21 protein-coding genes are annotated in these 21679 nt (G+C 67.2%); 9 read left to right on the top strand and 12 right to left on the bottom strand.

All coding sequences use genetic code 11. The annotated features are described in order from the left end of the window. Positions 1 to 518: 518 nt before the first annotated feature. Positions 519 to 719 (top strand): hypothetical protein, encoded by a 201-nt coding sequence (locus tag FED44_RS03385; protein ID WP_167521376.1) that lies wholly within the window; start codon positions 519 to 521, stop codon positions 717 to 719. Between the two features lie 1410 nt (positions 720 to 2129). On the opposite strand, the gene FED44_RS03380 is transcribed toward FED44_RS03385, so the two are convergent. From FED44_RS03380 to FED44_RS03370, 3 genes are all read right to left on the bottom strand, one after another. Beyond that, positions 2130 to 2705 carry a pentapeptide repeat-containing protein gene (locus FED44_RS03380; RefSeq protein WP_138459686.1) on the bottom strand — a complete coding sequence of 192 codons (576 nt, stop codon included), beginning with the start codon at positions 2703 to 2705 and terminating at the stop codon, positions 2130 to 2132. A 79-nt stretch (positions 2706 to 2784) separates the two neighbouring features. Beyond that, positions 2785 to 3965, bottom strand: a protein-coding gene (locus tag FED44_RS03375) for an IS3 family transposase (RefSeq protein ID WP_396700708.1) whose coding sequence is annotated in 2 segments (ribosomal slippage) — positions 2785 to 3716 and positions 3716 to 3965 — 1182 coding nt in all. Because the reading frame shifts where the segments join, the coding sequence is not laid out codon by codon here. Positions 3966 to 4054: 89 nt separating this feature from the next. Further along, positions 4055 to 4546 carry a winged helix-turn-helix transcriptional regulator gene (locus FED44_RS03370; protein ID WP_138459684.1) on the bottom strand — a complete coding sequence of 164 codons (492 nt, stop codon included), beginning with the start codon at positions 4544 to 4546 and terminating at the stop codon, positions 4055 to 4057. A 94-nt stretch (positions 4547 to 4640) separates the two neighbouring features. Between FED44_RS03370 and FED44_RS35605 the strand changes: the two genes are divergently transcribed. Then, positions 4641 to 5138 carry a tautomerase family protein gene (locus FED44_RS35605; protein ID WP_167521339.1) on the top strand — a complete coding sequence of 166 codons (498 nt, stop codon included), beginning with the start codon at positions 4641 to 4643 and terminating at the stop codon, positions 5136 to 5138. Positions 5139 to 5234: 96 nt separating this feature from the next. Here the strand turns inward: FED44_RS35605 and FED44_RS37060 are convergent, their stop codons facing one another. The 3 genes from FED44_RS37060 to FED44_RS03355 all read right to left on the bottom strand — a co-directional run bounded on the left by FED44_RS37060 (position 5235) and on the right by FED44_RS03355 (position 7546). Continuing rightward, positions 5235 to 5966: a helix-turn-helix domain-containing protein gene (locus FED44_RS37060; protein ID WP_244301681.1), complete on the bottom strand. Its 732-nt coding sequence runs from the start codon at positions 5964 to 5966 to the stop codon at positions 5235 to 5237. A gap of 58 nt (positions 5967 to 6024) precedes the next feature. After that, on the bottom strand, positions 6025 to 6360 hold the full coding sequence (locus FED44_RS38375) for a response regulator (RefSeq protein WP_396697195.1): 336 nt from the start codon (positions 6358 to 6360) through the stop codon (positions 6025 to 6027). Between the two features lie 547 nt (positions 6361 to 6907). After that, a complete protein-coding gene (locus FED44_RS03355; protein ID WP_279633844.1) occupies positions 6908 to 7546 on the bottom strand; it encodes a FadR/GntR family transcriptional regulator in 639 nt (212 codons plus the stop codon). Positions 7547 to 7630: 84 nt separating this feature from the next. On the opposite strand from FED44_RS03355, the gene FED44_RS03350 reads away from it, so the two are divergent. After that, a complete protein-coding gene (locus FED44_RS03350; RefSeq protein ID WP_167521375.1) occupies positions 7631 to 8884 on the top strand; it encodes an MFS transporter in 1254 nt (417 codons plus the stop codon). A 109-nt stretch (positions 8885 to 8993) separates the two neighbouring features. Here the strand turns inward: FED44_RS03350 and FED44_RS37055 are convergent, their stop codons facing one another. Next, entirely contained in the window at positions 8994 to 10301 is a 1308-nt protein-coding gene (locus FED44_RS37055; RefSeq protein WP_244301680.1) for a ricin-type beta-trefoil lectin domain protein, read from the bottom strand. Between the two features lie 843 nt (positions 10302 to 11144). Between FED44_RS37055 and FED44_RS03335 the strand changes: the two genes are divergently transcribed. After that, positions 11145 to 11450 (top strand): hypothetical protein, encoded by a 306-nt coding sequence (locus FED44_RS03335; protein WP_111697479.1) that lies wholly within the window; start codon positions 11145 to 11147, stop codon positions 11448 to 11450. A 111-nt stretch (positions 11451 to 11561) separates the two neighbouring features. Here the strand turns inward: FED44_RS03335 and FED44_RS03330 are convergent, their stop codons facing one another. Further along, a complete protein-coding gene (locus FED44_RS03330) occupies positions 11562 to 11975 on the bottom strand; it encodes a hypothetical protein (protein ID WP_133305862.1) in 414 nt (137 codons plus the stop codon). Positions 11976 to 12780: 805 nt separating this feature from the next. On the opposite strand from FED44_RS03330, the gene FED44_RS03325 reads away from it, so the two are divergent. The 3 genes from FED44_RS03325 (at position 12781) to FED44_RS03315 (ending at position 15941) form a co-directional block, all read left to right on the top strand. After that, on the top strand, positions 12781 to 14058 hold the full coding sequence (locus tag FED44_RS03325; protein ID WP_244301679.1) for an ABC transporter substrate-binding protein: 1278 nt from the start codon (positions 12781 to 12783) through the stop codon (positions 14056 to 14058). A gap of 73 nt (positions 14059 to 14131) precedes the next feature. Continuing rightward, complete coding sequence (locus FED44_RS03320; RefSeq protein ID WP_138459681.1) at positions 14132 to 15088, top strand: carbohydrate ABC transporter permease; 957 nt, start codon at positions 14132 to 14134, stop codon at positions 15086 to 15088. A gap of 10 nt (positions 15089 to 15098) precedes the next feature. Next, positions 15099 to 15941, top strand: coding sequence for a carbohydrate ABC transporter permease (locus tag FED44_RS03315; RefSeq protein WP_165900434.1), 843 nt, complete (start codon positions 15099 to 15101; stop codon positions 15939 to 15941). Between the two features lie 22 nt (positions 15942 to 15963). Here the strand turns inward: FED44_RS03315 and FED44_RS03310 are convergent, their stop codons facing one another. Continuing rightward, on the bottom strand, positions 15964 to 16506 hold the full coding sequence (locus FED44_RS03310) for a TIGR03086 family metal-binding protein (RefSeq protein ID WP_138459680.1): 543 nt from the start codon (positions 16504 to 16506) through the stop codon (positions 15964 to 15966). Here FED44_RS03310 and FED44_RS03305 point away from each other — a divergent pair. Continuing rightward, positions 16505 to 17332 carry a helix-turn-helix domain-containing protein gene (locus FED44_RS03305; protein WP_167521374.1) on the top strand — a complete coding sequence of 276 codons (828 nt, stop codon included), beginning with the start codon at positions 16505 to 16507 and terminating at the stop codon, positions 17330 to 17332. The genes FED44_RS03310 and FED44_RS03305 overlap by 2 nt on opposite strands. Positions 17333 to 17472: 140 nt before the next feature. Here the strand turns inward: FED44_RS03305 and FED44_RS03300 are convergent, their stop codons facing one another. The 3 genes from FED44_RS03300 to FED44_RS03290 form a co-directional block, all read right to left on the bottom strand. Next, positions 17473 to 18003 (bottom strand): RICIN domain-containing protein, encoded by a 531-nt coding sequence (locus FED44_RS03300; RefSeq protein WP_111697485.1) that lies wholly within the window; start codon positions 18001 to 18003, stop codon positions 17473 to 17475. A 185-nt stretch (positions 18004 to 18188) separates the two neighbouring features. Beyond that, entirely contained in the window at positions 18189 to 19100 is a 912-nt protein-coding gene (locus FED44_RS03295; protein ID WP_138459678.1) for a helix-turn-helix domain-containing protein, read from the bottom strand. A 237-nt stretch (positions 19101 to 19337) separates the two neighbouring features. Continuing rightward, positions 19338 to 20177 carry an SMP-30/gluconolactonase/LRE family protein gene (locus FED44_RS03290; protein ID WP_111697487.1) on the bottom strand — a complete coding sequence of 280 codons (840 nt, stop codon included), beginning with the start codon at positions 20175 to 20177 and terminating at the stop codon, positions 19338 to 19340. A 201-nt stretch (positions 20178 to 20378) separates the two neighbouring features. On the opposite strand from FED44_RS03290, the gene FED44_RS03285 reads away from it, so the two are divergent. Then, the gene (locus FED44_RS03285; protein WP_138459677.1) at positions 20379 to 21608 is read left to right on the top strand and encodes a cytochrome P450 family protein; all 1230 of its coding nucleotides are present in this window, start codon (positions 20379 to 20381) and stop codon (positions 21606 to 21608) included. Positions 21609 to 21679 lie beyond the last annotated feature (71 nt).

Raw genomic sequence — 21679 nt, 5'->3', positions numbered from 1 at the left:
TGTCCGGATAGTTGTCCGGAGTTTGGGGAAAGACAACGGCCCCCCCGGGGCAAAACGGGAGGGCCGTGAGATGGTCTCCGCAGCGCTCGTCCGGACCAACGAACTGACGCCTCGGGCCTAGCGACCAGGAAAAAAGCCCTGAACGGGGCGCTTCCGAATCGCTATCGGTAGCCAGTCTCGCCTGCCGGAGGGATGTCCGCCGCTGTGTCGGAAGGCTTCGTGCTAAATAGAAGTAACTTCGGACCTCCTCGGACCGCGACTGGAGGCACCTCAGCTTCCCCAACCGTCGATTACCAGGCCAAACGGTGGCCACAGCGGCGTGGCCCGCCCTTAAATTGTCCGCAGGCAGGCGCGTCTGCCGACTCTGTACGCGGTTTATCTCTGCAGGGGTCATGATGCGCGTAATGACGTCACCACGCGCCTGGCGGAGGGCAAACCGCCGGGATCCCCTGCGGGGACGGCGTCACCGACACGCTCGTCCGGACCACACGACAGACCTTGGAGCCGCCATGCCTCCCATGCCGCGCATCACCGTGCTGCCTTGCCTGCAGCCCACCGCGATCCGCGTTCGGATCGTCATCTGGGTGTTGACGCTGGCCTTCGTCGCCATCCTGGTCTCGCTGGGCAGCGAGCCCGCGCTCGCCCTGGGCGTGGCGCTGGCCGCGTTGATGGCGACGGTCGGGGACCTGGTGCCCGGCCGACTCGGCGACAACCGCTGACCTGCCCAACGGACCGCCGTACCGAGGGCACCTGCCGATGCCACGCCCCGAGAATCCGATCGTCGGTGACGGCCCCGTCGCCGACCTAGCCCGCGAGCTCCGTCGTCTGCGTGAGCTCGCGGGACGCCCCACCTACAGCAACCTTGCTGCGACCGCGCATAACTCGCAGTCCACGCTGGCCGATGCCGCTGCGGGTCACCGCTGCCCTACCTGGCAAGTCACCCGCGATTTCGGGCCGTGACGAGCATCGGAGCGAGAAGTCCCGTTTGCGGACCTCAACCTGCTCCGTTGCCGTGACTTTTCGTTCGAATGCGCTTCGGAGGTTAGGCCTGCGTCTCAGGGATGCGGCCGCAGGGCAAGGCACTGACCGGACAGAATCCGGGTACAGTCCCGTTTCCCGCATCACGAATCCCCAGATCACAGCAAGGGCGCTGCCCCAGGTGCCAATCTGGACCTCTGCCGGACCCGGCTGTCCACAGCCGAAACCCCGCCTCCCGCTGCGCCCTCCCGCGGATCACGGGACGGTTACATCCCCAGGTGATCGGCGAGACTTCGCGCTCGGATGCTCGTCATGCCCCATTTCGTCCTTGCCTGTGGCGGAATCCCAGACGACATCAGGCCGCTGTGGGAACTGGCCAACCACGCCGACCGCATCAGACGCGCCTCTCCAAAGCGGCAGCGCCGACAGGAGCGACCGCCTAAAGGAGCCGGCCAGGCGAAGGCCTCGGACCCCACGGAGGCGCCGCAGGCCTTGGGTCCACCGGATCCATGGCTCGCGAAGACACCCCAGGGGTATCGGTACCAGTTGCACGTCTTGTGGGTTTGGGCCGACAGGCCAGCCAGCAAGGTTGCCTGGAACATGATGCGACCGGATGGTCCGAAGCTCCCGCCGAGCACCATGTACGACGCGCTCAATACCAAAAAGCGAGGGCTGCCCAAACTTCGATCTGTCCGGGCCATCGTGGAAGGGTGCGGCGCAGACGTCGACCAATGGGTCGGTGCTTGGCGGGCCATCCAACAAAGCATGTTCGTCCACGAGAACCCGCCCCCCTCTGACCTTGCTCCTGCCTACCAGGCATCTCCATAGCCCTGGGATGGGACGGCCCGCGCCTTTGCCCGGGCCGCTCCCGCCTGTGGCGTCCGGCTCTTCGTGCGCGTGGGCACCTCCCCGCCGAGACTTCCAAGTACACCGTGCTCTACGGTGTCGGCGGCCCCGCGAGTGGGGCCGCCGACCGACCATGGGGATGGGGCAGTTACTGCTGGTCCTCGGCGGGAGGAATCATCCCGTTGATGACGGGCAGCCCAACACCAAACGCCCTCCACCTCCCACCAATCAGGCCCGGATATTGACGGGTAGCGCCAATGGCTGTTCTTGGGTTCCCCGACTCCGATACCGCCAGCAGGCCCGGCCTACTCCTTCGGCAGCAGCAGCCCGGCCGGTGTCGGCTCCGGCAAGCCGGTCGGCGGCACGTCCCAGCGGCCGGGGCTGCTTAGGTCCACCGTGCCGTCATTGGAGAACATCACGCCGTCGAGCTTGACCGTGGCACCGGTGAACGTCGCGTCGGCGAAGTCGATCTCCCCGCCCGACAACCTTGCGTCGGTGAAGTCGACCGTGGCACCCGAGAACGTCGCAGCGACGAAGTCGATCTCCCCGCCCGACAACCTTGCCTCGCTGAAGTCGACCGTGCCGCCCGACAATCTCGCGGCGATGAAGTCGACTGTGCCGCCGGAGAACGTCGCGCCGTCGAAGTTGACGGTGCCGCCGGAGAACGTCGCCAAGGCGAAGAAGACCCTGCCGCCCGAGAACCTTGCGTCGGTGAAGTTGACCGTGGCACCGGTGAACGTCGCGTCGGTGAAGTCGACCGTGCCGCCGGTGAACGTCGTTCCAATGAAGGAAACCATGCCGGCGGAGAAGACTGATCGGGAGAAGTCGCCACCGTCGAACATCACCCCTGTGAAGTCCAGGTCATGGCCCTGCCAGGACACCGGGGCACCCTCGCGCAAGTGCGCGCCGATCAGACGGACTGAAGTTGCCCCGGTTGTGTGGACAGATCGGGGTTTGCGGCTATGCGGCAGCGTAGCGGTCTTGTTCGGCGTCGTAACGGCGTTCGTATTCAGCGGGGCTGAGCATGCCCAGGGTCGAGTGGCGGCGGCGGAGGTTGTAGAACCCTTCGATGAAGTCGAAGCAGGCGGCCTTGGCCTGGGCGCGGGTGGCGAAGTGATGCCGGTCGAGCAACTCGGTCTCCAAGGTCGCGAAGAAGCTCTCGGTGACGGCGTTGTCAAAGCAGTCGGCGACCGTCCCGGTCGACGTGCGAATGCCCGCTGACCTGCACCGCTGGCTGAACGACAGCGACATGTACTGACTTCCTTGATCGCTATGGTGGATCAGACCGGGTGCGGGCCTGCGGTTCCAGATCGCCATCTCCAGGGCGTCGATGACCAACTCGGTGCGCATGTGATCGGCCATCGCCCAGCCCACGATCCGCCGGGAGAACACATCCAGCACCACGGCCAGATACAGCCACCCCTCGCCGGTCGGCACGTAGGTGATGTCGGCCGTCCAGGTCCGGTTCGGTCCCGGCGCGGTGAAGTCCCGCTTCACCAGATCCTCAGCCGGACTCGCCGCGGGGTCGCGGCGGGTCAGCCCGCGCCGGCGGCGTCGATGCACCCCTTCAAGCCGGGCGGCGCGCATCAGCCGGGCCACCCGCTTGCGCCCGATACGCACTCCGAACTCTTGGCGCAGCTCGGCGTGCACGCGCGGAGAACCATAGGTTCCCCGCGATCCCGCGTGGATCTTCGTGATCGTGTCCGTCAGTGCCTCGTCCTGCCGGGCCCGCGCCGAGGGGCCGCGGTTCTTCCAGGCGTAGTAGCCCTGGCGCGACACACCCAGCACCCGGGCCAGCAGGGAGACGCCGTGGTGTGTCTTCTCCGCGTCGATCAGCCGGTACCTCATCTCGGCCGATCCGTCTCCCGAGCGAAGAAAACCGCGGCCTTCTTCAGGATCTCCCGCTCTTCGCGCAGTTGACGGACCTCCCGCCGCAGCCGGGCCAGCTCCTGCTTCTCCGCGCTGGTCAGGCCGTCCTCGCGGCGGCCCTCATCGCGCTCAGCCTGGACCACCCAGTTACGAATGGACTGCGCGGTCGGCTCGAACTCCTTGGCCAGTTCCTCCGGCGTCCGGCCGGCGCGGACCAGCTCCACCATCTGCCGCCGGAACTCCGGCGGGTACGGCGGACGTGACATCGGCACTTGTGAACTCCTCCCGGGACACATCGTCCCAAGCGCTCAGGTGTCCACAAGACCGGGGCAACATCACTGCTCAGTACGATCCTGGGATCTCAGGAGCTTTCCAGGAAGCGCGCGCCCGGCCCGGGCGTGCGGCAGACGTCTTCCGGGGCGAGGTGGCTGTGCCCCGCAGCGCACTCGAGGACGACCTTGACCGGCTCGTCGCAGGAGCGCGCATCGTCGACGGGCCGGTGCCGGACGATGACCGACGGGCCCTGCGGGTCGGCGAGGTACGTGTTGCCCCATTCCAGGAGCGCCACGAGCGTGGGCCGCAACGCCCGGCCCTGCTCGGTGAGCTCGTAGGCGAAGCGCTGCCGATCCCCGGGCTCCTGATAGGGCACGCGGCGCATCACTCCCGCGGTAACCAAGGTCTCGAGCCGAGTCGCCAGGAGATTTCTGGCGATCCCGAGGCGGGAGTGGAACTCTCCGAACCGGCGCGCGCCGTCCAGCGCTTCACGAACGATCAGCAGCGACCAGCGCTCCCCCACCACCGAGAGGGCGCGCGCCACCGAGCAGTTCACTGGGTCGATTCGCCGCGTCTCCATGGGACGAGTGTACCCATCTGGGTTTACAAGCTGTACTTAGCCCTCGTAGACTCCGGCCTGAGTTGAAGAACTAAACTCATGAAGGAGATCGACCATGCCCATGCTCGACGTGTACATTCCCGACGGCGCGCTCCAGCCGGACGCCGAGGCGGCCCTGCTGAACCGCATCACCGAGATCCTCGTCCGCAACGAGGGATTCGACCCCGCCGACCCGGTGAGCCGTTCCGTCTCCTGGCTCTGGCTGCACCGACCGGCCGGCATCTACGTCGGCGGAGAACCCGCGGACGCACCTCGCTACAAGGTCGTTCCGTCCGTCCCCGAGGGCCAGCTCGACGAGCGGAAGCGTGCGAGCGTCATCGCCGAGGTCACCGAGGCAATCCTCGACGCCGAGAACGGCGCCTGGCCGCGTGACGCCGGCCGGATCTGGGTATTCCCCACCGAGATCCCCGAGGGTCACTGGGGCGGCTGGGGCCAAATCAGGCCGCTCGCAACGATCCTCGCCCGGCTCACCGGCGACGACACCAAGCGGGCCCGTACGCTCGCGCGTGAGCGGATCGCTGCCACCCGAGCCGCACACGCCCGCCTGCCCTGATGAGCGGCGAACGAAGTGGGGATCGATGCGGCCGGCTAGGAACTTGGTCCGGTGCTTCCTCGGCTTGATGTGGCCGTAGAGCTTGTCTTGCCCAGGTCAGGCGGCGAACAGGTGTCTGACCCCGTGCGGGCGGGTGCAGGTCGCCCGTCGGCGGGGCCTCGGTTCCCGGCCGGGGTCCTTGTGCCGCCCACCGCGCTCGGCCCACTGCCGCCCAGGGTGGGGCTGGAGGTTCAGCGGGCCGAACTCGTCCAGGCAGAAGACGACTTCAGGCTCACCCTCCTCTGGCATGACCTCGCGGTCGGCGATCGCGTAGAGGTGCTCGACGCGGGCCTTCTTCGTGGCGTAGTCCGGGTCGCGGGAGGTCTTCCAGGTCTTTATGCGTTGAACCGACACGCCCTCCTCTCGGAGCAGGACCCGCAGGCCCTTGTGGCTGATGTCGTCGACCACCCCCTCGGCGACCAGGAAGTCAGTCAGCTTGGCCAGGCTCCAGGTCGAGAACGGCAGGCCGTGCTCGGCCGGCTTGGACTTGGCGATCTTCTTGATCTCGCGCCGCTCGGGCAGCGTGAACGTCCTGGGCCGCCCGCCCATGTACCTCGGGTAGAGCGCCTCGAAGCCATCGACCTTGAAGTTGGGGAGCACGTCCCGGACCCGGTCCGCGCTGGTGCACGTCACCTCGGCGATCTTCCCAACCGGCATGCCCTGCGCGGACAGCAGCACCATCTGGGCCCGCCGCCAGGTCACCACCGACCCGGTGCTTCTGCGGACAATCCGTAGCAGGCGCCGGCCCTCGTCGTCATCGATTTCGCGGACGCGTACCCGTTCTGCCACCCGGGCAGCCTGGCGACACCGGCCGCACGGACCAGCATCCGAACGGCGCGTCACGTCACTACGGGGCAAAGGTTCTCTGATGCGGCACTAGCTCTTGCCGGCATCGCGCTCCGCCTCGGCTCGCGCGCTGAGTACATCGGCGATCTTCCGGTCGGCGTCGCGCGTCAAATCTTGCTGCATGGATTATGACCGGCAGGCTGATACCTCTGAACCGGAAGGCGCGAAGCATTTCGATCCCAGCTTGACTATCCGTCCCCCTGTGAATATCACTGATCACGATGTCGTACGTGTGTTGATCGAGGCGTGTCAACGCCTTATCTGTCGAGGTAACCTCGTCCACCACCATGCCCAACTGCCTGAACAGCGCGGTTAGAGACGAATTACCTTTTGGCATCCACCCAGAGCATCCGGCCGCCCTTAAGGTACACGGCCGCGTGGTCCAGTTGCGGATGACCGCCCGACGATCCGCACGACTGATCAGCGGTCCTGTCTCCTGCTGGCCGCTGCTTTCGACAGCCTTGGTCAGTAGTCGCTCAACCTCCGTGAACTCGACCTCGACGACGCCTAACGCCACGATTCTCGTCATTCTCGGTATGGCTTCCTTGAGCGGTTTCCGTAGGCTGAGATACACCACGAACGCAAAGCTGAGCGGCAGGAACCATGTCGATCAGCTTGCTCCACAACGTTTCGGGCACGAGACCTCCGGAAAACTCGACGCAGACCTTCTGCTCCCAGGGATAGCACCCCAAGTAAAGGGTGTATCGAGTCATTGAGATCCGTTACAGCACTGTGCCTGCGGCGGGGTGGGGCCAGCTCCTGGCCGAGTGCGGACCTTTCCGCGCAGGTCATAGGTGGCTGAGGCTGCACCAGCCAAAATGCCACTTCGCGTTGCGGGGCGTCGTCAGAGACGCCTCGCCCGAGCGGGGAGGCGATTGCGTGGTTCAGCGCATGAAGGGTTTGAAGATAGAACCCACCTTCGTGGCAGCACGGTCGGCGTCCCCGTCCGCGATGGCCTCGACCAGCTCGTGGTGGTGGCGGTGTGCCGCGTCCTCGTCCTCGCTCTTCTCGTCGCGCATGTGGGCAGCGAAGATGTCGAGCATGCTGGAGTACAGCTTGACGTAGAGAGGGTTGTGCGTCGCTGCCACGATTGCGCGGTGCAGGGCGAGGTCCGCGCTTGCTCGCAGGTCGAGATCGTCGGTCGACCAGCTCGCTTCTCGACGGTCGCGCAGCTCGCGCAGCAGCTCGACGTCGGCGTCTGAGCGGTTCATCGCGGCCAGTGACGCCGCAGCGCTGTCGAGGGCAAGGCGTAGTTCCAGGTAGTGGCGACGGGTGCCACCGCCGAGCTGACGTTCAAGAGTGCCTGTCAGCTCGGAGCTGGAGATGACGAAGGTGCCGCGGCCCTGCTCACGGCGCAGCAGGCCTGCATGCACCAGCGACTGCAGCGCCTCGCGCACCGTGTTCCGACCGACCCCGAACTCCGACACCAGTGCGGCCTCGGTCGGTATCTGCTCACCGACCGGCCAGCGTCCGGAGACCACCTCCTCGCGGAAGCGCTCGGCAGCCTGGTCGATGAGTCCCACTCGACGCATGGGCTGTCGCGTGCCAGACTCTTCGGAACTCATCCCATAATCCCATCATCTGCTGACCTTACACTGGAGTATAACGTGACATCGCTCTCATCGCTCGTTCCGTTGCACCGCGGGCGTTTAACCTTGTGGGCCGGGCTCGCCATCGCTCTGACAGCGCTCAACCTGCGAACGGCCGTGACCGGGTTCACTCCGCTCCTGGAGATCATCGGATCCGATCTCGGCTTCGGGGTGACGTTGGCCGGCCTGCTCGGCACTGTGCCGGCGGTGTCCTTCGGCATCTTCGGGTTTCTCGCCCCAGCGGTGACGAGGAAGTTCGGACTCGAGCGCACGGCCACTGTGGCGTTGGGCCTGACGGCTCTGTCGCTCCTGGTGCGCGCCTTCTCTCCAACACCCTCGCTGCTGGTGCTTTCGACCGTGCTGGCACTGGCCGGAATCGGAGCCGCGAACGTCGTGGTCGTTCCGCTGGTGAAGGCCTGGTCCGCCGATCGTCTGGCCCTGTGGACCTCGCTTTACCTGATCCTCATGCAGGCGGGCCAGTTCATCGCCCCGCTCCTCGCGGTCCCGGTGGCAGAAGCGGGGACGTGGCGGCTCTCGGTAGGTATCTGGGCGGGACCAGTTGCCGTGGCTGCTGTGGTCTGGCTCGTCCTGGCAGTCAGGCTGCCCGCCGATCACCACGCGCCCGCGGCGGTGACGGTGACCGACGCGAGACCGAGGATCAGCCGATCATCAACCGTCTGGGGCCTGGTGACCCTCTTCGCGATGATTTCGCTGTCCAACTACGGGATCATCACCTGGGTCCCGGCAGTGCTCACCGACGCAGGAGGCAGCGCGGTCCTGGGCGGCTCCATGGTCGCGCTCTACTCGGCATGGGGCATGCTCGCGGCCTTGGTGGTTCCACACCTGGCCACGCGCATGAAGAACCCGTTCATCGTGGTCGTCGGGTGCGCGATCTTCCTGGTAGCGGGATACCTGGGCCTGCTTCTGTCCCCGCTCGACGGCACGCTGGTGTGGATGTGCGCGCTGGGAATCGGGGTGAGCACCTTCCCGCTCTGCATGACCCTCATCAACCGTCGAACCAAGAGCCCGCAGACAGCCTCTGCCGTGTCGGGCTTCGTGCAAGGCATCGGCTATGGGCTGGCCTGCTTCGGCCCGATCGGTCTGGGCCTTCTGCGCGAGGCGACCGGATCATGGTCGATCCCGCTCCTGGTTCTCGCTGCGACCGCCATCCCAGGGGTGATCGCCGGCTGGTTCGCTTGCCGTCCTCGCTTCGTGGAGGACTCTGCGCCACAGCCGACGAAGCGCGACGCCGACCAGCAGCTGCGACGATAAGAGCCTCGCACCTGTGCCTCGCCACCAGGATGCCCAGGCGGGGCGAGGGACTGCCGGGCGTGGCCTGCGGTGCGGCCGAGTGTTGCGCGCCGCAGGCCACAGGTGCGGGCTAGCTGTTCCAGGTCCACTTCTGGTTGGTGCCGCCGTGGCAGCTGTAGAGCTGGAGCTTGGTGCCGTTGGCGGTGGCGGCTCCGGCGGCGTCGATGCACAGGCCGGACTGGACGCCGGTGATGCTGCCGTCGGAGTTGACGCGCCACTTCTGGTTGGTGCCGCCGTGGCAGGAGTAGATCTGGATCTTGGCGCCGTTGCCGGTGCCGCCGGCGTCGAGGCACTTGTTGCCGTAGACGCGGATCTCATCGGCCGAGGTGGACGACCAGGTCTGGTTGGTCTGGCCGTTGCAGTCCCACAGCTGCACCTGGGTGCCGTCGGTCTGGCTGGCACCGGTCACGTCCACGCAGCGGCCGGAGGCCACACCCTTGATCGCCCCGCTACCGCCACCGGAGGTCGGAGTCACGGTCGGGCTGGCGGACGGGCTGTTGCTGGGTGAGGGGGACGGGGAGGGGGACGGGTCGCCGCCGAGGGTGAGGTTCTTCTGCTGGACCTGCCATTGGGTGTTGCACAGGCCGCAGTTGGCGCCGACGAAGTTGGTGCCGGCGGTGGTGTCGTTCTTCAGCCGCCATTTGAGGTAGAGCACCGCGACGCGGCCGAATTCGCCGCCGTTGGTCTGGGTGTAGGTGCCGCCGTGTCCGACGTTGAGGTTGCCCATGAACGCGGGCAGCCCGGCGGGGAGTTTGGCCCAGTCGTCGATGGCGTTGGGGTAGGCGATGTCGCTGGGCCCGCCGATGAAGTAGGCGATGGGCTTGGTGAGCCGGCGGAGCTGGTAGTCGTCGGAGTCGTTGAGCAGGCCGCTGCTGAAGATGGTGGTCGTGGTGATACGGGAGTCGTTGGAGACGGCGTAGGCTTCCAGCCCTCCGCAGGACCAGCCTCCTACCGCGATTTTGGCGGTGTCGAGTTTGCCGTTGTATTTGCTGCCCTGGCGGCTGTTTTCGGCGACCGCCCAGTCGATGGACTGGGTGAGCATCTGGGAGGTCGTCGAGCCGGAGCCGTTGGGGCTGCCGCTGGCGATGACCAGGAATCCGTGGGAGGCGATCTCGCGGAGGAAGGGCAGTTGTCCTGTCCCGTTGGCCGAGCAGCCTCCGTTACCCCACACGAAGATGGGCATCTTCTCCGAGGGGAGGGTTCCGGGGCGGTAGATGGTGTGGTTGGGCAGGCTGGTGGAGGTTTCGTAGTCGGCTGGGTAGGGGCCCGAGCCCCCGACCGCCGCGGCGGCCGGTGTCGTGGTGAGTGCCACCGTTGCGGCGCAGAGCGGGGCGACCGCGGCCGCCAGTGCCACGCTGATGATCGAGCGTTTTCTCACTTCGCCCTCCGAAGGTGTCACGACGGCAGACCGATAGGGCGGGCCGTCGGCTGCACAATGCGCTCCTGTCAGGCGGAACAGGCCGATGAGAGCAATGTGCAGTTACTATCACCGCGGTCACGAAAAGTGTCAATCGATCGCAGTCGGTGCGCTGAGCGGTGCGCGCGCGGATCGGAAACGCCCCCACCCACTCCGAGCCGAACGCCGAGCGCCCGATCACATAAACGTTCGGAACAGGCGCCCGCCCGCCGCCGCCGGGGGAATGGGCCGCTGGGGGCGGCTGCGGTGCAGGTCACGATGCCTGACCGGCCTGGTGCTCGGGTGGGATCGGCAGCGTGCGGCGGCCGGCCAGGAAGCCGGCGCACCGCCGGGTTACGAGGCGTCCCTTGGCGGCCGGGCAGTCGCCCAGGTGGGTGAAAGTTTCTTGCGGCCGTCCCTGGCGGCCGGGACCGAGACACCGTTCTCCGACGCCTGGAAGTGGGTGATTCAGGACGCGGCGTCCGGCCAGTACGGGGTCGCCTGGATGAGCCGCACCACGACGCCCTCGCCGAACGAACTCCGGGCCTGCGCACGCGGCCCCTCGTACCTGCGTTCCGCATATTCGGTGGTTCTGGAGGTCTCGGCGAGTTCAACCCCGATTGCCTGAAGGCCGTTTATCTGGATCGCTGTGCCCGGCTGGAAACAATTCGGTGGATGGTCCCCCCAGAGTGCCTTCAATTATGTGCTCCACCGTGAGGGCAACGGCCGCCAGATTATTGTGACCAATTGGTTAATATCGCCGCTATATCGATCTGCGCTAAATCTCTATTGATCGATCAAATGCCCGTCCCTGTAAGGAGAAGCATGCGAAAAGTCACTTGGCTCCGCCGGCTCGGCCTCGTCTCAGCGGTGGTGGCGGCCGGCCTGGCAACCACGTCCGTGGCCGCGCACGCCGACGGCTATGACACTCCCCGCAGCGCCACTGCTGATGGGGCGGGCAGCACCTACGCGGCCGGGTTGGCGTCGGCCGAGCAGCGGGCCCGGCAGGCCGTCCTCGCGGTCGGCCACGACTGCACCCCTGGTACCTATTACACGTATATGATCTATTCCTCTCCAGGTGGCGGCACATGGGTCTTCCGGTCCACCCACTACGCGGTGTGCGTGGACTGATCAAGTTTCAGCGGATCGGCCTCCGCCTGGGCCGCCGGGGCAGGATAGCCCGGCTGCCCTCGGCGGAGGCCGTTCCGCAGTGTGGTGGTGCGCCCGCGGCTTTCCGGACGCTCAGTTGTAGGGGTTGTCGTAGGTCACGGATTTGGTGCGGCTGTTGTACGTGTTGCCGGGGTAGAACCAGCCGCCCGTCACATACAGGGTGACGTTCGCGAGGGTGGTGGAGTGGGTGTATTCACCGTCGTAGAGGAACAGGTACACCTGGCAGCCGGAGGGAGCGGGCGCCGTGCCTGTCTGGGCCGGATAGAGGTAGGTACTGCCGTTGACGGCGATGTAGAAGTTCGGCTGGGGGTAGGACCCGCTTCCCCAGCACAGCCGGAGCGAGTATTTGAACTTCGTGTTTCCGTTGTCGAAGGCCAGCGTGCCGGTCACCTGGGCGAGCATGATCGAGGGGCCGGCATTTGAGGTCACCGCGAGGTATACCGTCTGGTCTGGGCCGTAGGTGGCGTGCGCGGGAGTGACTGGCATCAGGATCGCCACGAGTGTTGCGATGACGACGGCGAAAGAGCTGACCGCATTACGTGCTTTGGAACGTGTCACTTCCAACTTCACCCTCTTCATGATGTCGGCGGAGCACACTGGACGTTATTGTCGGGGCCTCCAGGCGTCCAGACAGACGATTGAGAGCCGCTGATTCGGCCCGGCGTTAATTTATTGCCATTGCGGCTCTCGTGAGGGTGGGCCAGGCATGCCACCAGGTCGGGGATCGGTCCTGTAGAGCCGTAATACCGGTGTGGCGGGTGAGAGTTTCATTCCACCCAGGCATGGCCAACTCCGGCGCCGGAGACGGCTGATGATCACCGAGGCCGACGGGCCCGTCGTCGAACCGAGGAACCGGGCCGGCGCCGCTGTGACTGTCGCCCAGGGCGGAGCAAGCGCGTACCGCAGTGGCGGCGCCTCGCTGGGATGCATCACCGAAACATAAAACAGACAGGCCGATACTTTCAGACATCTGACCGTCAGAATATTGACGGTCAGGTTGGCAGGGGCCTACTGTCCCGGAGAAACGATCGACGTGACGTCGCCGAAAGTTTCAGGCTGCCACGAGTGAGGTCAGAAGGCTCTGCAGGTAAGACACCAGGTCGGCATGGCGGTGCCGAACCTGTCCGGCGCCCGCGGTCGGGAGCCTGGAGTAGCACGGCATCGTCGCCGTCCTACGTCTCGGGCACGCAGTGAGGACCGAAAGGTGCCAAATGCCCGGCGAGCGCAGCGCATCCTCTCGCGCCAGGCCGCACGTCACATCCCTGACCACAGCAAGCGAAAAGAGGTCGCCGTGAATTTCCGCAAGGTCTCAGCGGTCGTGTTCACCGCTACCGCGGTCCTCAGCATGGCAGCGTGCTCAGGCTCGTCGTCCGGGACCTCCTCCAGCGAGTCGAACGGCTCGTCGTTCGAGTTCTGGTCGTTCACCGGGATCGACGCGAAGGGGTCCGCCGCCGAGTACAAGGCGAAGAGGCCGGACGTCCAGATCAAGCTGACCGAGGTGGGGAACGCGCAGGAGACGGCGCAGGCGCTCACGACGGCGCTGGCCGGCGGCAAGGTGCCCGACCTGGTGCTGATCCAGGGCGACGACCTGCCGAAGTTCGTCCAGCAGCCGCAGAACTTCGTCGACCTGCGCACGATGGGCGCCGACAAGATCAAGGGTGACTACCTCGACTGGGTGATCAGCCAGCCCACGGCCAAGGACGGTTCGATCATCGGCATCCCGACCGACGTCGGCGGCATGGCCATCGCCTACCGCGCCGACCTGTTCAAAAAGGCCGGGCTGCCGACGGACCGCGAGGAGGTCAGCAAGCTCTGGCCCACCTGGGACGCCTTCATCGAGACCGGCAAGAAATACACGGCGGCCACCGGCAAGGCGTTCGTCGACAACGCCGGCGGGAGCGTGTACTCGCAGGTGGTCAACCAGGGGCAGGAGAAGTACTACGACCCCGCGGGCAATCTGGTGTACGAGCGGAGCCCCCAGGTCAAGGCCGCCTTCGACCTGGCGCTCAAGGCCGTGGCCGCCGGGATCACCGCCAAGCAGAGCACCTTCACCGAGGGCTGGAGCGCCGCGATGAAGAGGGGCGACTTCGCCGTCATCGCCGCACCGGTCTGGATGCTCGGCTCCATCCGCGACAACGCCCCCGACACCAAGGGCAAGTGGGACATCGCCACGATCCCCGGCGGCTCGGGCAACTGGGGCGGCAGCTTCCTCGCCATCCCCAAGGGCGCCAAGAACCCGAAGGCCGCCTGGGAATACATCGCCGCCACACAGTCGCCGCAGGGCCAGCTCGACCACTTCTCGAAGGCCAGGTCGCTGCCCGCGACCCCGTCGGTCTACAAGGACCCGAAGCTCACCTCGGCGAAGGACGAGTTCTTCACCGGCGCGCCGATCGGCACGATCTACACCAACTCCCTGCTCGGCCTGAAGCCGTTCCTCATCGGGCCGGACAGCACCACGATCGGTACGGAGTTCACGAACGCCATCACCAACGTCGAGCAGGGCAAGGGTGATCCCGCGAAGGCGTGGGACGCGGCGGTGACCAACATCAAGAACGCGATCGGCGGCTAGGACTTTTCACGAGCGCCACCGGCGCCGGGCCGTTCCCACGGCGCGGCGCCGGCGGCGGGGAAGCGAGCAGACCGTGACGACGAGCATCACCCCCACCAAGGCGGGCCTGCCCCCCGCCCCGCCGGTGGAGGCGGCGCGGCGCGGTTTCATCGAGATCATCGCCCCCTACGCCTACATCGCCCCGTTTTTCCTGCTCTTCGCGGTGTTCGGCCTCATCCCGCTGCTGTTCACCTTCTACGTGGCGCTGTTCGACTGGAACCCGATCGGCGAGCACGTGTTCGTCGGCCTGGGCAACTTCGACCGGCTGCTCGGGGACGTGCGGTTCTGGAACGCGGCGCGCAACACCGTGAGCATCTGGCTGCTGTCCACCGTGCCGCAGTTACTGGTCGCGCTGGTGCTCGCGCATCTGCTCAACCACGCGCGGCTGCGCCTCGCGGTGTTCTTCCGCATGACGATGCTCGTGCCGTACATCACCTCGGTGGCCGCCACCGCCATCGTGTTCGTCCAGATGTTCGACCGCGACTACGGGTTGCTGAACTGGCTGCTCGGTTTGGTGGGTTTCGAGCACATCGACTTCACCCAGTCGGTGACGGGCAGCCATGTGCTGATCGCGGTCATGGTGACCTGGCGGTGGTTCGGCTACACGACGCTCCTCTACCTGGCTTCCCTGCAGGCCGTTTCCCGGGAGATCTACGAGGCGGCCGCCGTCGACGGGGCCGGAAATGTGCGGCAGTTCCTGCACATCTCCCTCCCCGCGTTGCGGCCGGTCATCGTGTTCACGATCGTGACCTCGACGATCGGCGGGCTGCAGATCTTCACCGAGGCCCTGCTCGTGAACCGCGGCGCGGCCAACACCTGTGGGCCCATCCGTCAGTGCCAGACGCTCACTCTCTTCCTGTTCGAGCAGGGGTTCATCCAGTTCAAGTTCGGTTACGCCGCGGCGATCGGCGTGGCGCTGTTCGTGATGGTCGTCGGGTTCGCCGGCCTCAACTACTTCCTGTCCACCCGGATCCGCCCGGTCAAGGGCTGAGGGGGCGATCATGAGCATGACGAGACCACGCTCCGGCGATCGGGTCCGATGGTGGACCTACGCGCTGCTCGCGCTCGCCGCCTTCGCCTGCCTGTTCCCTCTGTACTGGATGTTCATCGTCGCCACCACCGACACGGCGACGGCGACGACGCTGCCGCCCGAGATCGTGCCGGGCGGCAACTTCTTCCACCTCGCCGGCCTGGTGTTCTCGACCGTGCCGTTCGTCCGGTCGGTCGTCAACAGCCTGGTCGTGGCCGGGACGATCGGAGTGGGTCAGGCGGTGCTGTGCGCGCTGGCCGGCTTCGCGTTCGCCAAACTGCGCTTCCGTGGCCGCGACGCGCTGTTCCTGCTCGTCGTCCTGACGATGACCGTGCCGACCCAGCTCGCCATCGTCCCCCAGTACATGATCACCTCGTTGCTGGGCTGGGTGGACACGCTCCAGGCGCTGATCGTCCCCGGCCTGGCCAACGCCTTCGGGATCTTCTGGATGCGCCAGCACATATCGTCCACCATCAGCGACGAAATCCTCCAGGCGGCCCGGATCGACGGGGCGTCGACCTGGCAGATCTTCTGGCGCGTCGCCTTTCCGCTGGTACGCCCCGCCGCCTTCGTGCTCGGCCTGCTGGGCTTCGTCACCGCGTGGAACGACTTCCTGTGGCCGTTCGTGGTGCTGAAGTCGCCGGAGATGTACACCGTTCAGATCGCGATCAAGGCGCTGCAGAACAGCTTCAACATCGACCTCGGGCTCGCCATGTCCGGTTCCTTCCTCGCCACCCTCCCGCTGCTCGTCCTGTTCGTCTTCGTCGGGCGGCGCATGGTGGCCGGGATCATGGACGGCGCCTTCAAGGGCTGAGGCCGCTCACCGGCGAAGCAGATCACGCTGTCCAGGCGGGATCCCGCCCGATGACGCCGAGCAGGCGGTCGAATGATGGGGCGTCGTCCGACACGGTCACCGGCGGCCCGAAGGCGCCGCGTTGCCTGCCCATCTCCACCATCCGGTCGGTGAAGTGCAGCGCCCGCGAGACGGTCTCGGGGTCCGGCTCGTACTCCTGATCGGTCGCTCTGGCCAGGTCCCAGCCGTGCACGACCATGTCGACGAGGTACATGTGGCCCAGCGTGGTCATCGGCAGGCCCATGGCGGGGCTGGTCCCCTCCCACACTCCGGGCCGCGACCAGGCGGCCAGCGTGGCCTTCGCTCTCTCGGGGAAGTCGCCCGCGTAAGGCCCCTGCTCGACGCGCGGCCCGTTGCGAGCCAGCGACTCGAACAACGCCGCCACCCACTCGAGGTGGCTGAGCAGGTCCTTGACGTCGAACTTCGCGCATGGCGTGGACAACCCGAGCTGCTCCTGCCGCACCGCGCGTACCAACTCCGCGGTCCGTTCGGTGGCCCGCGTCATCAGCGGCATCATGTCTTCCATGGCGACCACCCTGCCCCGCCTGCCCGCAGGGCGGCTTGTAGAAACGCGACAGCGCGGCTGGGTCGATCCGTACGCGGGGCTCGACGCCTTCGATTTCGTCCGGCAGGCGCCATCGCCCGGGATAGCGCCGTACGTGGACCATTTCTGGGTCGTGACGTGGACCGGCCTCGCCGAGCCGTACGAGCAGCGCATCGTCTCGCACCCGACCGTGAACATGACGATCGCCCAGGACTTCCGCCGGATCGCGGGAGTGATCAGAGGCGGGTTCTCCTACACGATGCGGGGCAGCGGCCGGGTGCTCGGCACGCGCTTCCGCCCGGGCGGCTTCCGGCCGTTCCTCGGTGGTCCGGTGTCCCGGCTGACCGGCCGGTTCGTGGAGATCAGAGAGATGTACGGCGCGGCCGGCGCGACCCTGGTCGAGCAGGTCCTGGCCGAGCCTGACGCCCAGGCCGCCATCGCGCTCGTCGAGGCGTTCCTGCTGAGCCTGGAACCGGACCAGGATCCGCTGTCGGAAGAGGTCGCCGCGTTGACGGCGATGGTGGAGAACGACGTGTCCGTGACCAGGGTCGACGAGTTGGCCGCCAGATCGGGGCGATCGGTGCGCTCGCTGCAGAGGCTGTTCCGGGACTATGTCGGCATCGGCCCCAAGTGGGTGATCCGCCGATTCCGGCTCCACGAGGCCGCGGAGAGGGTCTACCAGGGCCTCGACCTCGCCACGCTGGCCGCCGAGCTCGGCTACACCGATCAGGCTCACCTGACCCGGGACTTCACCGCTGCCGTCGGCATTCCTCCCGCGGCCTACGCCCGGCTCAGAGGCCGGGCCTGATCCTCGTAGCGCGGTTCGCGCGGGAGCGGAGGGTGTGGCGGCGCCGCGCGCCGCCACACCGCTGCCGGCGCCCTGCTGCGGGCAGGAGGTCACGCGGGATCGGGCCGATCGACGGTCCGGGACTCCGCGCGACACCGCGCTCAGAGGAGGGTGTCCCTGACCGCGATCTGGCCGTTGTCGATCACGAACTTCTGGTTGTTGTTGGGCAGGCACTGCCACAGGTAGACCGGCGAGAGGTTGGCGCGGCTGTTGGTGACGTCCAGGCAGATGCGGTTGCCCGAGTTGAGAGTGGACTTGAGGATGATCAGGCCCCTCTGGACGACCCAGAGCTGGTTGGCGTTTCCGAGGCACTGCCACTGGTACACCCGGGTGCCGTTGGCGCGGTTGTTGGAGGCGTCCAGACACATCTCCCGCCCCGTGCCGATGGTGTCCTCGACCTTGATGAGGCCGTCCTGGAAGACGAACTTCTGGTTGGGGTTGTTGTCCTGGCACTGCCACAGATACATCTGCGTACCGTTGCCGCGGCCGTTGCTCAGGTCGACGCACGCCGGGGTGCCGACCAGGGCCGTGCGGTCGGCGTGCGGGTCGGCGGAGGCCGAGGCGGGCAGAGTGGTGACCGCACCCACGGCGGCGGAGATGACGGCGACGGCCAGCAGACGGCGAGCGAGCATGGTTTGCCTCCCGAGGAAGTTGATCGAGTCGCAAGCACCATGTCACTACTCACAGTCACTGATCAATTACCTGACGTGCGTGTCCTGTCCTGCGCCGAAACCCGGGGCGGTCGGAGACGGCGGCGCCGGCAGGCGAGATCCACGCTCTGACGCGGCACCGGTGGGCTGCGATGCGGGCGGGCGGCTCAGCCGTGGGCGCGCAGAGCGGCGATCAGCCAGGTGAAGGCGGGTACGGCCGACGGAGCGGGCTCATGTCCGTTGAGCACGGCTATCAGGTGCCAATAGCGCTCCACCCGGGCGTCGGCGACGGTCTCAAGCCACCGAAGCAGTTCACTGCGTTCGCCGGCCGGCATGTCGGGCTTGATGATGCGATGGAGAACCGACCGGCCTTCGACCGAGTCCGGTGTGATCGATGCGGCTATCGCCCGGTTGGCGTGCTCCAGGGTCGGTGACCGGAGCTCATAGCCGTAGCGCGATGTCACCGATGCGGCACCGGCCAGCGCGATCCGCCGGAGCCGTTGCCGGAAGTCCTCGTAGGCGACCAGGTCGGCCAACTCGATCCAGGCGTCGACCTGATTCGGCGCCGGATCGTCCGGCAACTCATTGGGCAGCTCCCGCATCCAATCCGCGATCACCTTGGCGTCGTCGTCCAGCGGGATGTCCGAGAACGTGTTCTCGACGAACTCGTCGATGACCTGCTGCCGCTGCGCGGCGGACAGACGGGCGAGTCTGTGCGTCATCATCGTCTCCTCGGTTGTGCCGCCACGCGCTGCGATCGCGCGGAGTACGGCGCGGCGAAGCTTAAGAGCCCTGATCTCCGCGTCCAGCGCTCGGACGTGTACCTCGGCCACCTCCGCCACCGTGGCTTGGTGCGCGAGGATCTTCCGGACGGCCTCCAGTCCGATACCGAGCTCGCGCAGGGTGTGGACCAGGTCGAACCGGGCAACGGCGGCGGCGTCGTAGAGGCGGTACCCGCCGGCCGAGCGGCCCGTGGGGACTATCAGGCCGCCGTCGGACCAGAAGCGTATGGTGTGCACAGAAAGACCGGTACGCCGAGCGATTTGGCCTACGGTGTAGAACCCCGTTCCGTCACTCACAAGGACGAGCCTGCACCTTCGAGCCACTCGAAACTCAAGCTGGAAATCGTCCTCGGCTCATCCGCCAGGAAAAGGCACGACGGGTGAGCTGAGCCGTGCCGACTTCGATGGTCGTACGAGAAGGACGTTCCCGGTCATGCGGCATGGAGCCTGACCTTCCTCCGGGGGTAAGAGCCCGCTCCACCACTGCCTGAACGTAGAAGCCGGTGTGCCTGTGCCCGTCGTTGTGCCGGGGAGTCACCGCCAGGCTGCGCCGGGGACTTCGACCTGGGTCGAGAGCACCTGGCCGGTTCCGGGTGGCACCATCTCGGGCATGCGCCACTCGGCCGCCAGGATGAACAGGGTCTTTCCGTCATCGCCGCCGAGCGCGCAGGCGAAGCATCCCCGGTCAACGTCGACGGTCTGCAGGACCTCTCCGCCCTCCCGGATCCGGACGCAGCGCCTGTTGCCGACGTCGGCGTACCAGACGGCGCCCTCGGCGTCGACGCAGATGCCGTCGGGGTGGTCCTCGCCGGTATCGGCCCAGACCCGGCGGCCCGCCAGGCCGCCGTCGGCCTCGATGTCGAAGGCGGTGAGCCGGTTGCCGTACGAGTCGGCGACGATCAGCGTCGAGCCGTCCCGCGTCACGGCCATGCCGTTGGGAAAGGCGATGTCGCCGGCGACCTGGCGGGCCGCACCGCCGGGGCTGACGTGCACGACGGACCCGGGGGCGAACGCCCCGCCGCCGGCCATGTCGAAGCCGATCCGGTTGACGTAGGTGTTGCCGCGGCCGTCGACGACGATCTCGTTCCAGCCGCGCCCGAGACCGGTGAGGTCCGTCTCGGCCACCAGGGAGCCGTCGGGTTCCCGTCGTAGCAGCAGCCCCCGCGCGGAGTCGAGGATCATCAGCCGCCCGTCCGCTCGCCAGTCCGTGCAGAGGGGGAGCGAGTCCACCCGGGCCACCACCTCGTGCTTGCCGTCGAGGTCGAGCGCGATCACCTCGTGCGCGGTCCAGTCGGAGAAGTAGAGGCGGCCGTCGTGCCAGCGTGGCGACTCGACCAGCCCGAGACCGGTGAGCCACGTACGCAGTTCCGGCATTGACGGCTCCCTTCGCGATGTCCGCTCCGCCGCCGGGCGACGACTCTCAGGGACGGTACGCGATCCCTACGACAGTTTCGGGGGTACCGCCGGCACCGAGAAGACACCGGGAAGACACCGCGACCGCTTTCCACAGGTGTCACACACGGCCGGGCCGCCCGGTCGATGATGAGTATCCACAGCGCGATAAGGAGAAGTCACATGCCCGAGCTCCTCCCGTTCGTCATCGATCCCACCGGCGCCGACCGGCACGCCGAGTACCGGGCCCTGCGGGCTCGCGGCCCGGCCACCCCGGTGGACATCCTCGGCCTGCGCGCCTGGGCGGTCACCGACCCCGCCGTTCTCCGGACCCTTCTCACCAGCCCCGACGTCTCGAAGGACGGCCGTGCGCACTATCCGGCCTTCCAGGAGACGGCCGGCACGTGGCCGCTCGCCCTGTGGATACTGGTGGAGAACATGTTCACCGCGTACGGCGCGGATCACCGCAGGTTACGCCGGATGATCTCACCCGCGTTCAGCGCACGCCGCATCGCCGAGCTGAAGCCGATCATCCGGTCCATCGTCACCGGGCTGGTCGACGACCTCGCCGCGCTGCCCGCCGGCCAGGTGGTGGACCTGCGGGAGCGACTGGCGTTACCGCTGCCCATCGTGGTGATCGGCCACCTGATGGGCGTGCCGGAGGACCAGCGCGACGGGTTCCGGCAGATCGTCGACCGGGTCTTCGACAGCACGCTCACGCCCGAGCAGGCCCAGGCCAACACCGTGCGTCTCTACGAGCACATCGACCAGTTGATCGCGACCAAGCGCGCCGACCCCCGCGACGACCTGACCTCCTTCCTCATCGCCGCGCGTGACGAGGAGTCGGACGGCTCCGGATTCGCCGACCAGGAGTTGCGCGACACGCTGGGCCTGATGATCAACGCGGGGTACGAGACGACCGTCAACGTCGTCGACCAGGCCGTCTTCGCGATGCTGACGTCACCGGAACAGCTCCGTCTCGTCCGGACCGGCGAGGCCGCCTGGGAGGACGTGGTGGAGGAGACCCTTCGCCACGAGCCCGCCGTCAAGTACCTCCCGCTGCGCTTCGCCGTCACCGATCTCCGGCTGCCGGACGGCCAGGTCATCTCCGCGGGAGAGCCGATCCTCGCGGCGTACGGGGCCGCCAACCGGCACCCGGAGTGGCACGGGCCGGACGCCGACGCCTTCGACGTCACCCGCAGGGTCAAGGACCATCTGGCGTTCGGCTACGGCGTGCACTTCTGTCTCGGCGCGCCCCTGGCCCGGCTGGAGGTCGCGGAGGCCCTGCGTCAGCTTTTCGAGCGTTTCCCCGCCATGTCACTCGCGGTGCCGGCCGCCGAGTTGCGGCCGCTGCCCACCCTCATCAGCAACGGGCACAGGGAACTCCCCGTACGCCTGCGCGCCGCCGGATAGCCCGGCACAAGGGACACCCGGCCGTACGCCTTCGCCGGAACGGGGTCGTCTCCGGCGAAGGCGCGTCGGCG

It is taken from the genome of Microbispora triticiradicis (assembly GCF_005864065.1).
GTDB lineage: Bacteria > Actinomycetota > Actinomycetes > Streptosporangiales > Streptosporangiaceae > Microbispora > Microbispora triticiradicis.
This window is presented reverse-complemented; position numbering and strand designations above follow the sequence as displayed.

Coding starts and splice junctions, on each gene's coding strand:
- FED44_RS03385 (WP_167521376.1), top strand. CDS start 519: ATGCCGCGCATCACCGTGCTGCCTTGCCTGCAGCCCACCGCGATCCGC.
- FED44_RS03370 (WP_138459684.1), bottom strand. CDS start 4,546: ATGGAGACGCGGCGAATCGACCCAGTGAACTGCTCGGTGGCGCGCGCC.
- FED44_RS35605 (WP_167521339.1), top strand. CDS start 4,641: ATGCCCATGCTCGACGTGTACATTCCCGACGGCGCGCTCCAGCCGGAC.
- FED44_RS38375 (WP_396697195.1), bottom strand. CDS start 6,360: ATGCCAAAAGGTAATTCGTCTCTAACCGCGCTGTTCAGGCAGTTGGGC.
- FED44_RS03335 (WP_111697479.1), top strand. CDS start 11,145: ATGCGAAAAGTCACTTGGCTCCGCCGGCTCGGCCTCGTCTCAGCGGTG.
- FED44_RS03330 (WP_133305862.1), bottom strand. CDS start 11,975: ATGCCAGTCACTCCCGCGCACGCCACCTACGGCCCAGACCAGACGGTA.
- FED44_RS03315 (WP_165900434.1), top strand. CDS start 15,099: ATGAGCATGACGAGACCACGCTCCGGCGATCGGGTCCGATGGTGGACC.
- FED44_RS03305 (WP_167521374.1), top strand. CDS start 16,505: ATGGCGACCACCCTGCCCCGCCTGCCCGCAGGGCGGCTTGTAGAAACG.
- FED44_RS03310 (WP_138459680.1), bottom strand. CDS start 16,506: ATGGAAGACATGATGCCGCTGATGACGCGGGCCACCGAACGGACCGCG.
- FED44_RS03300 (WP_111697485.1), bottom strand. CDS start 18,003: ATGCTCGCTCGCCGTCTGCTGGCCGTCGCCGTCATCTCCGCCGCCGTG.
- FED44_RS03290 (WP_111697487.1), bottom strand. CDS start 20,177: ATGCCGGAACTGCGTACGTGGCTCACCGGTCTCGGGCTGGTCGAGTCG.
- FED44_RS03285 (WP_138459677.1), top strand. CDS start 20,379: ATGCCCGAGCTCCTCCCGTTCGTCATCGATCCCACCGGCGCCGACCGG.